The following is a 12,825-nucleotide window of genomic DNA, read 5'->3' on the forward strand; positions in this document are numbered from 1 at the left end:
CGCCAGGTGAAGTACGTGTAGGACTGCTGGAAGCCGATCTGGGCCAGGGTGTGCATCATCGCGGGGCGGGTGAACGCCTCGGCGAGGAAGATCACATCGGGGTCGGTGCGGTTGATGTCGGCGATGACGCGTTCCCAGAAGACCACGGGTTTGGTGTGGGGGTTGTCGACGCGGAAGATCCGCACGCCGTGGTCCATCCAGTGCCGCAGGACGCGCAGGGTCTCGGCGACCAGGCCGTCCATGTCGGCGTCGAAGGCGATGGGGTAGATGTCCTGGTACTTCTTCGGCGGGTTCTCGGCGTAGGCGATGGTGCCGTCGGGCCGGTGGTGGAACCACTCGGGGTGCTTGTGCACCCAGGGGTGGTCGGGGGAGCACTGGAGGGCGAAGTCCAGGGCGACCTCCATGCCGAGGTCGCGGGCGGCGGCGACGAACGCGTCGAAGTCGTCCAGGGTGCCCAGGTCGGGGTGGATCGCGTCGTGGCCGCCCTCGGGGGAGCCGATCGCCCAGGGCACGCCGACGTCGTCGGGGCCGGGGGAGAGGGTGTTGTTGCGGCCCTTGCGGAACGTCGTGCCGATGGGGTGGATCGGGGGCAGGTAGACCACGTCGAAGCCCATCGCCGCGATCGCCGGAAGACGCCGCGCCGCGGTGCGGAACGTGCCGTGCGGCTGCTCGACCGTGCCCTCGGAGCGGGGGAAGAACTCGTACCAGGAACCGAACAGCGCCCGCTCCCGCTCCACCAGCAACGGCATCCGCTTGGAAGCGGTGACCAACTGCCGCAGCGGATACCGGGCGAGGATCGCCTCGACTTCCGGGGACAGCGCGGCGGCGAGCCGCTCCTCGGGCGGCAGCGAGTCGTCGCGCAGCGTCCGCGCCGCCGCCGTCACCACGGCACGCCCCGCGTCCTTGGGCACACCGCGCGCGGCCCGCGCGTACAGATCGCCGCCCTCCTCCAGGACAAGTCCCGTGTCGATGCCCGCAGGAACCTTTACTCCGGCGATCCGGCGCCACGTCGTCACCGGGTCGCTCCACGCCTCCACCCGGTACGTCCACAGGCCCACCGCGTCCGGCGTCACCTCGGCACCCCAGCGGTCCGAACCCGGCTCCAGCTCACGCATCGGTGTCCACGGACCGTGCCGGCCGTCCGGATCCGTGAGCACGACGTTCGCCGCGACCGCGTCGTGCCCTTCACGGAACACGGTGGCGGTGACCTCGAACGTCTCTCCCACGACCGCTTTGGCCGGACGCCTGCCGCAGTCCACGGCCGGCCGGACATCGCGTACCGGAATACGGCCGATGGCCGAAGTCGTGCGCATCGGTTCACCTCCGCCGAGTTCGAAATCGTGTAGAAGCCGGGCCCTTTGGCCCGGCCTTGGATCACACTGTGCCGGAAAGATGTGTTATGTCCCGGCAGGGAAACGCCGGTCCGACACCGGTGGTCCCCGCCGGACGGCGACACCCACCGCGGGCCGCTCGCCCTGCTCGCGCAAGTACGACCCGAGGGTCGACCGCAGATACCGCTCCGCGGCGTCCGCGGCCTCACGCGCGCAGCGCTTCCCCATCAGCACGCACAGCGTGTAGCCCGCGTCCTCGAACGTGGCCCGCACGGCGCGGTCGGTGGGGGACGCCAGCATCGCGCGCTCCCATGCCCGGTACTGCCGCAAATGCCGGGCGACTTCGGCTTTGGCGGGAAGCAGCATGGCACCGTTCACCTTTCGGGGGGTCTCGGTCGGCGCGTGTCCCGACGGTCGGGCCGGCGTCCGTGCGCACAGCGGCACGGTTCCGTTACGGCGATCGAGGCTTTCACTCATAGTGCACGCGCGGGGACTCTACGTCTTGTTGGATCTTCAACCGCCACAGGCGCCGCTCGTGTTGCACGAATGGCGTAGCCCCCTCACTGTGGAGGTTACTCAGAAGCGATCAGCGCTCACGTTCTGTGCACGGGGCCCGTCCCGCAGGGACGCGGAGGGCGAGAGCTTTCGCGGTGAGGAGCCAACGACGATGAAGACCGCAGTGCCCTGCTACTACCACCTCGACGTGGAAGTCAGCCCCGAACGGGTCGGACAGGTCAGGCGCATTCTGGCCGCGCACCTGAGGTTCTGGGACCTGGAGGATCTCGTCGAGCCGGTCTGCAACGGCGCCGAGATGCTGCTGAAGGCCATCGACGAGCACGCCACGGACAAGTACACGTCGATCGAGATGTGGTGGAACGGCCACCACCTCATCACGGCGATCGGGGAGAACGACCACGAGCTGCGTCCCGACCAGGACCTGCGTGGCTGTCTGACCCGGATCGCGGCGATGAGCGACGGCTGGGGCTGCTGTGCCACCGACACCGGCAGCAAGATCATCTGGTTCTCGCAGCGGGCCCGCGCCGGACAGCGCGTCCCGCTCGTGCCCAAGGTGCCCACGCCGACCCTCAGCGAGGGCCTCGACACGCCCCGCGAGCCGGCCGTCGCCGCCCTCACGAGCCACTCCGGCAACCCCGAGCGCGTGCTGGAGGAGGCGCGGTGACCGCGCGGCGAACCGTGAAAGGGGTGCCCGCCTGGAGCGGGTACCCCTATCCGCTGGGCGCCGCCTACGACGGACAGGGCACCAACTTCGCCCTGTTCAGCGAGGTCGCCGAGCGGGTCGAGCTGATCCTCGTCGACGACGCCGGACGGCACACCGCCGTCCCGCTCACCGAGGTCGACGGCTTCGTCTGGCACGGCTACCTGCCGGGCGTCGGCCCGGGGCAGCGCTACGGCTTCCGGGTCCACGGACCCTGGCAGCCGTCCCTGGGCCACCGCTGCAACCCCGCGAAGCTGCTCCTCGACCCCTACGCGCGTGCCGTGGACGGCCAGATCGACAACCACGCCTCCCTGTACGAGCGGGCCCCGGACGGACCCGACCCGGCCGACAGCGCCGGACACGGCATGCTCGGCGTGGTCACCGACCCCTTCTTCGACTGGGGTGAGGACCGCCCGCCGCGCCGGCCGTACGCGGACACCGTCATCTACGAGGCGCACGTCAAGGGCCTGACCCGCACCCACCCCGAGGTGCCGCCGGAGCTGCGCGGCACCTACGCGGGTCTCGCCCACCCGGCAGTCGTCGAACACCTGACCTCGCTCGGCGTGACCGCGCTGGAGCTGATGCCGGTCCACCAGTTCGTGCACGACGGCGTGCTCCAGGGCCGGGGCCTGGCCAACTACTGGGGCTACAACACCATCGGCTTCTTCGCCCCGCACAACGCCTACGCCGCGCACGGCACCCGGGGCCAGCAGGTCACCGAGTTCAAGTCGATGGTGAAGACGCTGCACGCGGCCGGCCTGGAAGTGATCCTCGACGTGGTCTACAACCACACCGCCGAGGGCAACGAGAACGGCCCCACCCTGTCGTTCCGCGGCATCGACAACGCCTCGTACTACCGGCTCGTGGACGGCGACTGGCAGCACTACTACGACACCACCGGCACCGGCAACAGCCTCCTGATGCGGCACCCCTACGTGCTGCAGCTGATCATGGACTCGTTGCGGTACTGGGTGACCGAGGTGCACGTCGACGGCTTCCGCTTCGACCTCGCGGCCACCCTGGCCCGGCAGTTCCACGAGGTGGACCGGCTGTCGGCGTTCTTCGACCTGATCCAGCAGGACCCGGTGATCAGCCGCGTCAAGCTCATCGCCGAGCCGTGGGACGTCGGCGAAGGCGGCTACCAGGTCGGCAACTTCCCGCCGCTGTGGTCGGAGTGGAACGGCAAGTACCGCGACGCCGTACGGGACTTCTGGCGCGGCGAGGACCACACGCTCGGCGAGTTCGCCTCACGGCTGACCGGCTCGTCCGACCTCTACGCACACAGCAGGCGCCGGCCGCGCGCCAGCGTCAACTTCGTCACCGCGCACGACGGTTTCACCCTGCGCGACCTCGTGTCGTACAACGACAAGCACAACGAGGCCAACGGCGAGGGCGGCCGTGACGGCGAGAGCCACAACCGGTCCTGGAACTGCGGGGCCGAGGGCGAGACGAAGGACCCCGCGGTGCTGGAGCTGCGCGGCCGCCAGCAGCGCAATTTCCTCGCCACCCTGCTGTTGTCGCAGGGCATCCCGATGATCAGTCACGGCGACGAGCTCGGCCGCACCCAGCGCGGCAACAACAACGCCTACTGCCAGGACAACGAGATCTCCTGGATCGACTGGCGCCTCGGCGACGAACAGCGCGAACTGCTGGACTTCACCCGCCACTTGATCGGGCTGCGCGCCGCCCACCCGGTACTGCGCAGGCGGCGCTTCTTCCGCGGCCAGAGGTCCGCCCGCAAGGGACAGCCGCTGCCCGACCTCGTGTGGCTGCTGCCCGACGCGAGCGAGATGACCGACGAGGACTGGGGGCGCGCCGACGCCCACTCGGTCGGTGTCTTCCTCAACGGCGACGCCATCGCCGAACCCGACCCGTGCGGCCGGCCCGTCGTGGACGACTCGTTCCTGCTGCTGCTCAACAGCCACTGGGAGCCGGTCGACTTCCGGCTGCCGGACGTGCGCTACGGCGAGCGGTGGACGACGCTGATCGACACCGCCGTCTCCCAGGGCCCGCCGGACGAGGCCGAGCACAAGGCCGGCACGGACCTGACCGTCGAGGCGCGCAGTCTCGTGCTGCTGTCGCGCCCCTCCGGCGGCGGATGAGCGGCGGGTCAGCGCGGGCTGCGCGACGTGACCGTGAACTGGGCGCCGTCGGGGTCGCGCAGCACCGCCTCGTCGGCGCCCTTGGTCAGCACGCTGCCGCCGTGCAGCTCGGCCGAGCGGGCGCAGGCCGCCACGTCGGAGACCGAGAAGTGGACCTGCCAGTGCGGCCGGATCGTCGGGTCGGGTGCCTCGTCCAGGGCGCCCGACTCGATGCGCGCCACGACGTCGCCGCGGCTGCGCAGGACGACCTCGTCGCCCTCGTAGTGGACCTCGCAGCAGCCGGGCTTGTCGGAGGCCCAGTCGAGCACCTGGCCGTAGAAGATGGCGGCGTCGAAGGCGTCGCGGGTGTGGAGTCTGATGAAGGCCGGCGCGGCCCGGCGCCAGGTCTCCCAGTCGCTGAACAGCTTGCCCTCCCAGATCCCGAACGTCGCGCCGTCGCGGTCGGCGAGCAGCGCGGCGCGGCCCGGCGGGAAGGACAGCGGCCCGACGGCGGCGGTGCCGCCGCGCTCCTGCACCCGCGACACGGCCTCGTCCGCGCTGGGGACTGCGAAGTACGGCGTCCAGGCCACCGCCATCTGCCACATCGAGGCGATCGCGGCGACCCCGGCGACCGGTGCCCCGTCGGACAGCGCGATGCGGAAGCGGTCGCCGAGCTTGCCCTGGCGCCACTGCCAGCCGAGCACGGCCCCGTAGAACGCCTCCGTGGTCCGCAGGTCGCGGCTGGTCAGGCTCACCCAGCAGGGGGCGCCGAAGACGGAGTGGGTGGAGACGACGTGGGTCGTACCGGTGGCGGGTGTGCTGTCGTGGTTCATGGCTGTCGCGTCCTGGGGTCGTGGGCCGGCAGCCACCGGTTACCGCACCGGTGCCGTGGCCGGGCCGCTGCCGGCGCCTGCCGAGTACCCCGCAGGCGCCTCCAAAACTGGCAGCGGACCGGGTGGCACCGCGCGGGCCGAGTGGCGACGATGGAGGAAATCGGAGCAGTACCCCAAGGCAAGGGTAGAGCGACACACCGGACCCGGAGGTGACCATGCCCACGGACGGGGGCTCGGAGCGGATCTTCGAACTGCAGGCGGAGGTCCAGCAGCTGAAAGAGGCGATCGTCTCCCACGCCGTCGTCGACCAGGCGATCGGCATGGTCGTCGCGCTCGGCCGGGTGACACCGGACGAGGGCTGGGCGGTGCTGAAAGACGTTTCCCAGCACACGAACGTCAAGCTCCGCCACGTCGCGGAAATGATCCTCGTCTGGGGGCGCAGCGGCGTCATGCCGCCGGAGATCCGTACGGCGCTGGAAGAGGCCCTGGAGCGCTACGGCCCCACGGAGATCCCCGGCGCGCCGCCCCCGCCCTGAGCGGGCCGGAACGGCGCGTGGCCCCGTTCAGCGGACCTCGGCGACCTCGGCGAGGAGTTCCTCGCGCAGCCGGGCGAAGCAGCCGCTGAGCAGCCGCGAGACGTGCATCTGCGAGATGCCGAGCTGCTGCGCGATGCAGCTCTGTGTCATGCCGCCGAAGAAGCGCAGGTAGAGGATGGTCCGCTCGCGCTCGGGGAGGGCCTGGAGACAGGGTTTGGCGGCGACCCGGTCGACGATCGTGTCGAAGGCCGTGTCCGGTCCGCCGAGCGCGTCGCCGAGCGCGTACCCGTCGGTGCCGGGCATCTCGGCCTCCAGGGAGAGCGCGGTGAAGCAGTCCAGCGCCTCCATGCCGGTGCGGACCTCGTCCTCGCTCAGGTGCGCCCGCTCGGCGATCTCGGCGACCGAGGGCGGCCGTCCCGGTGTCGTCTGCGAGAGCTCCTTCGCGGCCTGCCGGACGCGGTTGCGCAGGTCCTGGACGCGCCGCGGCACGTGCAGGGTCCACATGTGGTCCCGGAAGTGCCGCTTGATCTCGCCGGTGACGGTCGGCACGGCGTACGCCTCGAAGGCGTTGCCGCGTGCCGGGTCGTAGTGGTCGACGGCCTTCACCAGGCCGAGGGCGGCCACCTGGTACAGGTCCTCCAGGGTCTCGCCGCGGCCGCGGAAGCGGACGGCGATGCGCTCGGCCATCGGGAGCCAGAGCCGGACCAGTTCGTCGCGGAGCGCCTTGCGCTCCGGTCCCTCGGGCAGCCGCGCGAGCCTCTCGAACGCCTCCGTCGTGTCCGGGGCGTCGTCGTGCGGATGCTGTTTCCTTCTGCTCGCGACGGGCATGGTGCGCACCTCCCAGAGCAGGTGCTCGATGGACGGACACCGGGGGAGGCGCGGCTCGGACCCACGGAGGACATCCGGGGCCGGCGGGCGGCTCCCACGAACGTGCCTCCGTTCCGAAGCACTGGAATGCACATTCCCCCCGGCGGTCGATCCGAAACAATTCCGAGAATGCGGCGATCACCCCGAGCGCGGGTTTTATCAAATGCTGCACAAAACTGTACGAGGCGAAATCGCGGGAATTCGTGGAGTGAAATCCCCGGGCTGGTGCGGGCGCGGCCGGGCCGGTGGCGCGTTCGCCCGCGTGTTCGATGCCGCGCGGCTCGCGGACCGAGACGCGGAACGTGATGTGCGGCACGCCCCCGCGGGACCGTCGGCGGGCCCCCGGCGGATTGTTCCAGCGCACGGCTTGATCAGCGATCAAACCCACTGAATTCCCTGGCCACAGCGCATTCTGCTCATTTGACAGTGCACTGAGCGCGAAGATAGGAAGCAGCGTCCAGAGGTCGAGAGGGTGCACTGTGTACGAGCCGAACGTGGTCGGGGACTGGCAGGAGTACGACGAGCATGCCGGTCTGCGGGTCCGCGTCCACCGTCTTGAGCAGGCGGAGCCGCCGCGGGGACGGGACGACGCCGCCGAGGGAATGACGTACTTCAGTGTCCGCGTGACCGTGGAGAACCGCGGCGAACGCCGTTTCGGAATCCATCTCGAGGACGGTCAGATCGACGTGCGGCTCGGCGCCGACGGCGAGAGCGCGTTCATCGACTGGCGCAACTCCCAGTTCATCGAGGGCTTCGACGTCTATCCGCTGCGCCGCGCCACCGCCGTGCTGTTCGCCGCGGGCCCCGAGCCGGCGCTGAACCAGGTGGACGTCCAGGTGCAGTTGCGCGTGGACGAGGAGTGGTGCGAGCGCCGGCTGTGGACCGGCGGCATCGGCCTCCAGGAGGAGGGCGCCGGCACCCATCACGGCGCGGTCCGCGACACCCTCGCCCACCAGGTGAGCAGCTTCCTGCGGGACCAGGCCGAGGAGGGCACCGCCTGAGGGGGTGCCCCGGGACGCCTGGACGATCCGGGCGGCGGGCCCTCGGGCCCGCCGCGCTCAGTCGTGCGGGATGCCGTCGATGATCTCGCGGGCGCCCTGCCGCAGCAGCGCCACGGCGACCGACGTGCCGAGCGTGGCCGGGTCCAGCGGGCCCGCCCACTCGTGGGCGTTCAGCCGCGTCTTGCCGTCGGGCGTGAACACGCACGCCCGCAGGGACAGTTCCCCGCCGCGGTCCACGCGCGCGTAGCCCGCGATCGGGCTGTTGCAGTGGCCCTGGAGCACGTGCAGGAACATGCGCTCGGCCGTGGCCTCCCGGTGCGTGTCCGGATGGCCGAGGCCGCTGACCGTGTCGATGAGGTCGATGTCGCCCTCGCGGCACTGCAGGGCGAGGATGCCCGCGCCGATCGGCGGCATCATCGTCTCCGGGGACAGCACCTCGCTGATCACGTCGGTGCGGCCGATGCGTTCGAGGCCGGACACCGCGAGCAGCAGCGCGTCCGCCTCGCCGTCGGCGAGCTTCGCCAGCCGGCGGTTGGCGTTGCCGCGGAACGGCACGCACCTCAGGTGCGGGTGGGTGGCGGCGAGTTGGGCGACGCGGCGCACCGACGAGGTGCCGACGCGGGTGCCGGGCGGGAGTTCGTCCAGGGTGAGCCCGCCGGGATGGACGAGCGCGTCACGAATGTCGTCCCGCTTCAGGAACGCGGCGAACACCGTGCCCGCGGGCAGCGGCCGGTCGGCCGGCACGTCCTTGACGCAGTGCACGGCGAGATCGGCCTCACCGGCGAGCAGCGCGGCGTCGACCTCCTTGGTGAACGCGCCCTTGCCCTCCACCAGCGACAGGTCGCCCAGCCACTTGTCCCCGGTCGTCTTCACGGGCACGACCTCGGTGCGCACACCGGGTCGCAGCGCTGCCAACTCCTCCTGTACGCGGGCCACCTGGGCCATGGCCATCGGCGAGTCGCGGGAGACGATGCGGATCGTTTCGGGGGCGGGCATGCGGACCACCATAGACGGTGGTCCGCATGCCCGACGCCGCAACTCCCCGTTCGGGGCCGCCCGTTGCAGGCTGTTGCGGCCCGCAAGGGCTCGCGGGAGCCGCTCAGGCGTTCGGGTCGAACGGGATTCCGGCGGGCTTGGCGGAGGCCAGGTGGGAGGCGAAACTGCCGTCCTTCAGGCCGAAGTTGGCGCTGCCGAAGTCGTGCGAGGCCAGCTTGTCGCGGATCCCGGCCGGGTAGCCGTTCCAGCCGACCAGCGGCGGGTACTGCCAGGTGCCCTTGTGGTTCTCCGGCGGCTCGTCGTTGCTGTTCGCCAGGCGGAAGCAGTGCGTGCTGATGCCGTCCTTGTGGTAGACGACCTTCGCGTGGGTGCCGTCGAAGCGGACCTGCGAACGCGCGTGCACGGCGAACGAGCCGTGCTCCGACGTCGACACGTACTGCACGGTGTTGTTCTGCACCCACACCACGACGTGCTCCCAGTCGTGCCGGTGTCCGCCGATGCTGCTGCCGGACAGCGCCTGGTCCTTCTCGAAGTACAGGCCGTACATGTAGGCGCACCAGCCGTTGTTGCACTTGTAGCGCGAATAGCTGTTGGTGTTGTCCAGGTCCCAGGCGTCACGGCAGTTGCCGTTCAGCGCGCCCGTCGGACTCAGCCCGCCGTTGACGGCGCCGTCCGGACCGATGGCCGGCGTGGCGTAGCAGCCGTCGGTGTCGTAGTCGAAGGCGGGCTGGTACGTCCGCTCCGCCGCCTCCGCGTTGGACGGCAGGGCCGGCGGCGGGGCCGCGAAGGCGGTGGCGGGGAAGGCGATGACCAGGGCGGCGGCACCGGCCAGACCGGTGAGCCATCTCCTGCTGTGGACTCGGGGCGTGCTCGACGACACTGCGTCTCCTTCTGTGCTGCGCCGGTACGGCGGCGCCCGCGGGGCGCAGCCGAACGGCTGTGGGGGGAAACGGAGTTCAGCATCCCGGTCCATCAGGTCCATGCCAAGGGGGCGCAGGCGTCCCAGTGGTGAAGCACGGCCCAACAGTTGGTGATCCGGCCAGGTGGGAGGCGGTGTCTCAGACCAGGTCGTCCGGAATGTCGGCGGCGGCCTCCTCCGGTGCCAGGTCGGGCCGCAGTCGCAGCCAGGACGGCTGGCGCAGCATGCCCTCCCGGGTGCGGGTGCTGTAGCGCACCTCGCCGACCAGGCGCGGCACCACCCAGCGGGCGCCGGGGACGTGCGGCACCGGGTCGAACGGGCAGACGTCGCTTGCGGCGGCCCGCAGCAGCCCGGCGAGCTGCTCCCGCTCGGCCTCGCTCCAGCCGGTGCCCACCCCGCCGACGTAGCGCAGCCGCCCGGCGGCCCGCTGGCCCACCAGCACCGCGCCCGGCAGGCCCGTCAGCCGGCCCTTGCCCGGCAGCCAGCCGCCGACCAGGACGTCCTCGCTGAGCATGTTGCGGATCTTCAGCCAGGCGCGGGAGCGCATGCCCGGCTCGTACACCGAGTCCAGCCGCTTGCACACCAGCCCCTCCAGGCCGTGCTCGCGGGTGGCCCGCAGGGCCCGCTCGCCGTGCCCGAAGAGCGCCGCCGGGGTCGACCAGTTCGCGCCGGTCAGCGCCAGCCCGTCCAGCTCGGCGCGGCGCCGCGCGTAGGGCAGCCGGAGCAGGGACCGCCCACCGAGGTGCATCACGTCGAACAGCACCAGGTGCACGGGGATACGGGCGGCGAGCCGGGCCGCCTTCGCGGGGGCGTGGGCCAGACCCATCCGGGACTGGAGCAACTGGAAGTCCGCACGGCCCCGTTCGTCGAGGGCCAGGACCTCGCCGTCCAGCACCGCGGGCGTGGCGCCGAGGACCGCGCCAAACGGCCGCAGTTCCGGGTAGGCGCCGGTGATCTCCAGGCCCGAACGGGCCCGCAGCACCAGGCTTCCGTCGCCCGGGAGATAGACCACGACCCGCTGGCCGTCCTGCTTGGTCTCGTAGGCCCAGCGCGCGTCCTGCGCGGCGGGCGGCAGCGTACCGGGCGTGGCGAGCATGGGCGGGATCAGCGGAAGGGTCACGGGTGAGTTGTCGACGCCCGGGCCCACCGTCACGCGCCCGGGCCGGGAGGTTCCCCTGAACGGCCCGGCACAGCCCGCGCCCACCCCGCCCGAACCCTCCGGTTACCTTCCAGTAAGCTCCGGCGGCAGGTCGTCAGAGGAGGCACCGTGCCACGGTCCGAACGCTCGCCCCTGCTGCTCGCCGGTCTGCTGGCCGCCGCGGGCGCCGCCCACTTCGCGTCGCCGCGCCCGTTCGACGCGATCGTCCCGCGCGCCCTGCCCGGATCGCCCCGGACCTGGACGTACGTCAGCGGGGCCGCCGAACTCGCTCTCGCCGCCGGGCTGGCCCTGCCCCGCACCCGGCGCGCGGCGGCGCTGGCCACGGCCGCGTTCTTCGTCGGCGTGTTCCCGGCGAACGTGAAGATGGCCGCCGACTGGCGGCACCGCCCCGCGGCGCTGAAGGCCGTGGCCGTCGGACGGCTGCCGCTGCAACTGCCGCTCGTGCTGTGGGCCCGCGAGGTCGCCAGGAACGCGGAGGCCGCGCGATGACCGGGACCGTACGGATCGGCGACACCGTCGAGGACTTCTCCCTGCCGGACGAGACCGGCGCGATACGCACCCTGTCCGGTCTCCTCGCCGACGGCCCCGTGGTGCTGTTCTTCTACCCCGCCGCCATGACGCCCGGCTGCACGGCCGAGGCCTGCCACTTCCGGGACCTCGCCGCCGAGTTCGCGGCGGTGGGCGCCCGTCCCGTCGGCATCAGCGGCGACCCCGTCGACCGGCAGCGGGAGTTCGCCGGACAGCACGGGCTCGGCATGCCGCTGCTGTCCGACGCCGACGGCACGGTCCGCGAACGGTTCGGTGTGAAGCGGGGGTTCTCCCTCGCGCCGACCAAGCGCGTCACGTTCGTCGTCGCGCGGGACCGGACCGTGCTGGAGGTCGTGCGCAGCGAACTGCGCATGAACACCCACGCGGACCGCGCCCTCGCCGCGCTGCGCGCCCACCAGAAGTAGAGCCGGCCCGTCCCGGCGCCTCGCGCGGCCGTTCGGCGCTCAGAACTCCTCGTGCCGCTCCGGGTCCCCGCCCAGGCGCCGGTGGGCGCGGTCGGACACGGCCCGCATCTCCTCGTCGGTCAGCTCGAAGCCGAACACGTCGAGGTTCTCGCGCTGCCGCCCGGGGTTCGCCGACTTCGGGATGGGCAGCGCCCCGAGCTGCGTGTGCCAGCGCAGCACGACCTGGCCCGGCGTGACCCCGTGGGCGTCCGCGACCGCCACGAGCGCGGGGTCCGAGAGCAGCTCGGCGCCGCGGCCCAGCGGGCTCCAGCTCTCGGTGACGATGCCCTTGCTTGCGTGGAAGGCGCGCAACTCCTCCTGCGGGAACAGCGGGTGCAGCTCGATCTGGTTGACGGACGGCAGCACGCCCGTCTCCTTCTCCAGCCGGTCGATGTGCTCGGGCGTGAAGTTGGAGACGCCGATCGAGCGCACCAGGCCGTCGTCGCGGAGCTTGATCATCGCCCGCCAGGAGTCGACGTACTTGTCCACACGCGGCAGCGGCCAGTGGATCAGGTACAGGTCGACGTACTCCAGGCCGAGACGGCGGCGGGACTCCTCGAACGACGCGAGGGTCTCCTCGTGGCCGTGGTGCCGGCCGGGCAGCTTCGTCGTCACGACGATCTCCTCGCGGGGCACGCCGCTGCGGGCGACCGCGCGGCCCACGCCGGTCTCGTTGCGGTAGTTCGTCGCCGTGTCGAGGAGGCGGTAGCCGGTCTCCAGGCCGGCGAGGACGGCCCGCTCCGCCCCCTCGTCGTCCAGGGGCCAGGTGCCGAGGCCCAGGGCCGGGATCGTCGTGCCGTCGTTGAGGGTGTGCGCCGGGATGCTGAGCACGGTGGGGCCTTCCGGTCGGCTGCGTCGTACACCCAGTATGGGAGACCATGGGGCGACCGGCCC

General features: G+C 71.7%; 14 protein-coding genes. 6 read left to right on the forward strand and 8 right to left on the reverse strand.

Features of this window, described 5'->3' with window-relative positions:
• Both ACZ7D7_RS21750 and ACZ7D7_RS21755 read right to left on the reverse strand, forming a co-directional pair.
• The coding region (locus tag ACZ7D7_RS21750; RefSeq protein WP_470826239.1) for a maltotransferase domain-containing protein at positions 1 to 1,313 on the reverse strand (1,313 nt) is incomplete at its 3' end.
• An 84-nt stretch (positions 1,314 to 1,397) separates the two neighbouring features.
• A complete protein-coding gene (locus ACZ7D7_RS21755) occupies positions 1,398 to 1,697 on the reverse strand; it encodes a DUF5133 domain-containing protein (RefSeq protein ID WP_470826241.1) in 300 nt (99 codons plus the stop codon).
• A 301-nt stretch (positions 1,698 to 1,998) separates the two neighbouring features.
• Between ACZ7D7_RS21755 and ACZ7D7_RS21760 the strand changes: the two genes are divergently transcribed.
• A complete protein-coding gene (locus tag ACZ7D7_RS21760) occupies positions 1,999 to 2,511 on the forward strand; it encodes a pep a2 (protein WP_470826242.1) in 513 nt (170 codons plus the stop codon).
• The gene (glgX, locus tag ACZ7D7_RS21765) at positions 2,508 to 4,649 is read left to right on the forward strand and encodes a glycogen debranching protein GlgX (RefSeq protein ID WP_470826244.1); all 2,142 of its coding nucleotides are present in this window, start codon (positions 2,508 to 2,510) and stop codon (positions 4,647 to 4,649) included. The genes ACZ7D7_RS21760 and glgX overlap by 4 nt, the downstream gene beginning before the upstream one ends.
• Positions 4,650 to 4,657: 8 nt before the next feature.
• Here the strand turns inward: glgX and ACZ7D7_RS21770 are convergent, their stop codons facing one another.
• On the reverse strand, positions 4,658 to 5,461 hold the full coding sequence (locus ACZ7D7_RS21770) for a VOC family protein (protein ID WP_470826245.1): 804 nt from the start codon (positions 5,459 to 5,461) through the stop codon (positions 4,658 to 4,660).
• Between the two features lie 215 nt (positions 5,462 to 5,676).
• On the opposite strand from ACZ7D7_RS21770, the gene ACZ7D7_RS21775 reads away from it, so the two are divergent.
• Positions 5,677 to 5,997: an ANTAR domain-containing protein gene (locus ACZ7D7_RS21775; protein WP_470826246.1), complete on the forward strand. Its 321-nt coding sequence runs from the start codon at positions 5,677 to 5,679 to the stop codon at positions 5,995 to 5,997.
• A gap of 27 nt (positions 5,998 to 6,024) precedes the next feature.
• Here ACZ7D7_RS21775 and ACZ7D7_RS21780 read toward each other — a convergent pair whose 3' ends face one another.
• A complete protein-coding gene (locus tag ACZ7D7_RS21780; RefSeq protein ID WP_470826247.1) occupies positions 6,025 to 6,825 on the reverse strand; it encodes an RNA polymerase sigma factor SigF in 801 nt (266 codons plus the stop codon).
• Positions 6,826 to 7,343: 518 nt separating this feature from the next.
• Between ACZ7D7_RS21780 and ACZ7D7_RS21785 the strand changes: the two genes are divergently transcribed.
• Positions 7,344 to 7,865: a hypothetical protein gene (locus tag ACZ7D7_RS21785; protein WP_470826249.1), complete on the forward strand. Its 522-nt coding sequence runs from the start codon at positions 7,344 to 7,346 to the stop codon at positions 7,863 to 7,865.
• A gap of 57 nt (positions 7,866 to 7,922) precedes the next feature.
• On the opposite strand, the gene hemC is transcribed toward ACZ7D7_RS21785, so the two are convergent.
• The 3 genes from hemC to ACZ7D7_RS21800 form a co-directional block, all read right to left on the reverse strand.
• A complete protein-coding gene (hemC, locus tag ACZ7D7_RS21790) occupies positions 7,923 to 8,861 on the reverse strand; it encodes a hydroxymethylbilane synthase (RefSeq protein WP_470826251.1) in 939 nt (312 codons plus the stop codon).
• Between the two features lie 103 nt (positions 8,862 to 8,964).
• Positions 8,965 to 9,741: an NPP1 family protein gene (locus tag ACZ7D7_RS21795; RefSeq protein WP_470826253.1), complete on the reverse strand. Its 777-nt coding sequence runs from the start codon at positions 9,739 to 9,741 to the stop codon at positions 8,965 to 8,967.
• Positions 9,742 to 9,919: 178 nt separating this feature from the next.
• Complete coding sequence (locus ACZ7D7_RS21800; RefSeq protein ID WP_470826254.1) at positions 9,920 to 10,900, reverse strand: ATP-dependent DNA ligase; 981 nt, start codon at positions 10,898 to 10,900, stop codon at positions 9,920 to 9,922.
• 147 nt (positions 10,901 to 11,047) lie between these two features.
• Between ACZ7D7_RS21800 and ACZ7D7_RS21805 the strand changes: the two genes are divergently transcribed.
• Together ACZ7D7_RS21805 and ACZ7D7_RS21810 are read left to right on the forward strand one after the other, a co-directional pair.
• Positions 11,048 to 11,428: a MauE/DoxX family redox-associated membrane protein gene (locus tag ACZ7D7_RS21805; RefSeq protein WP_470826256.1), complete on the forward strand. Its 381-nt coding sequence runs from the start codon at positions 11,048 to 11,050 to the stop codon at positions 11,426 to 11,428.
• A complete protein-coding gene (locus ACZ7D7_RS21810) occupies positions 11,425 to 11,892 on the forward strand; it encodes a peroxiredoxin (protein WP_470826257.1) in 468 nt (155 codons plus the stop codon). The genes ACZ7D7_RS21805 and ACZ7D7_RS21810 overlap by 4 nt, the downstream gene beginning before the upstream one ends.
• A 39-nt stretch (positions 11,893 to 11,931) precedes the next feature.
• Here ACZ7D7_RS21810 and ACZ7D7_RS21815 read toward each other — a convergent pair whose 3' ends face one another.
• Positions 11,932 to 12,762, reverse strand: a complete 831-nt coding sequence (locus ACZ7D7_RS21815) for an aldo/keto reductase (protein ID WP_470826259.1) — start codon at positions 12,760 to 12,762, stop codon at positions 11,932 to 11,934.
• Positions 12,763 to 12,825 lie beyond the last annotated feature (63 nt).

The sequence above is a fragment of the Streptomyces sp. NPDC037054 genome, from assembly GCF_055606745.1.

Excerpts from the sequence above, each read along its gene's own strand:
- ACZ7D7_RS21760 (WP_470826242.1), top strand. The coding sequence starts at position 1,999 with ATGAAGACCGCAGTGCCCTGCTACTACCACCTCGACGTGGAAGTCAGC.
- ACZ7D7_RS21755 (WP_470826241.1), bottom strand. The coding sequence starts at position 1,697 with ATGCTGCTTCCCGCCAAAGCCGAAGTCGCCCGGCATTTGCGGCAGTAC.
- ACZ7D7_RS21780 (WP_470826247.1), bottom strand. The coding sequence starts at position 6,825 with ATGCCCGTCGCGAGCAGAAGGAAACAGCATCCGCACGACGACGCCCCG.
- ACZ7D7_RS21810 (WP_470826257.1), top strand. The coding sequence starts at position 11,425 with ATGACCGGGACCGTACGGATCGGCGACACCGTCGAGGACTTCTCCCTG.
- ACZ7D7_RS21770 (WP_470826245.1), bottom strand. The coding sequence starts at position 5,461 with ATGAACCACGACAGCACACCCGCCACCGGTACGACCCACGTCGTCTCC.
- hemC (WP_470826251.1), bottom strand. The coding sequence starts at position 8,861 with ATGCCCGCCCCCGAAACGATCCGCATCGTCTCCCGCGACTCGCCGATG.
- ACZ7D7_RS21775 (WP_470826246.1), top strand. The coding sequence starts at position 5,677 with ATGCCCACGGACGGGGGCTCGGAGCGGATCTTCGAACTGCAGGCGGAG.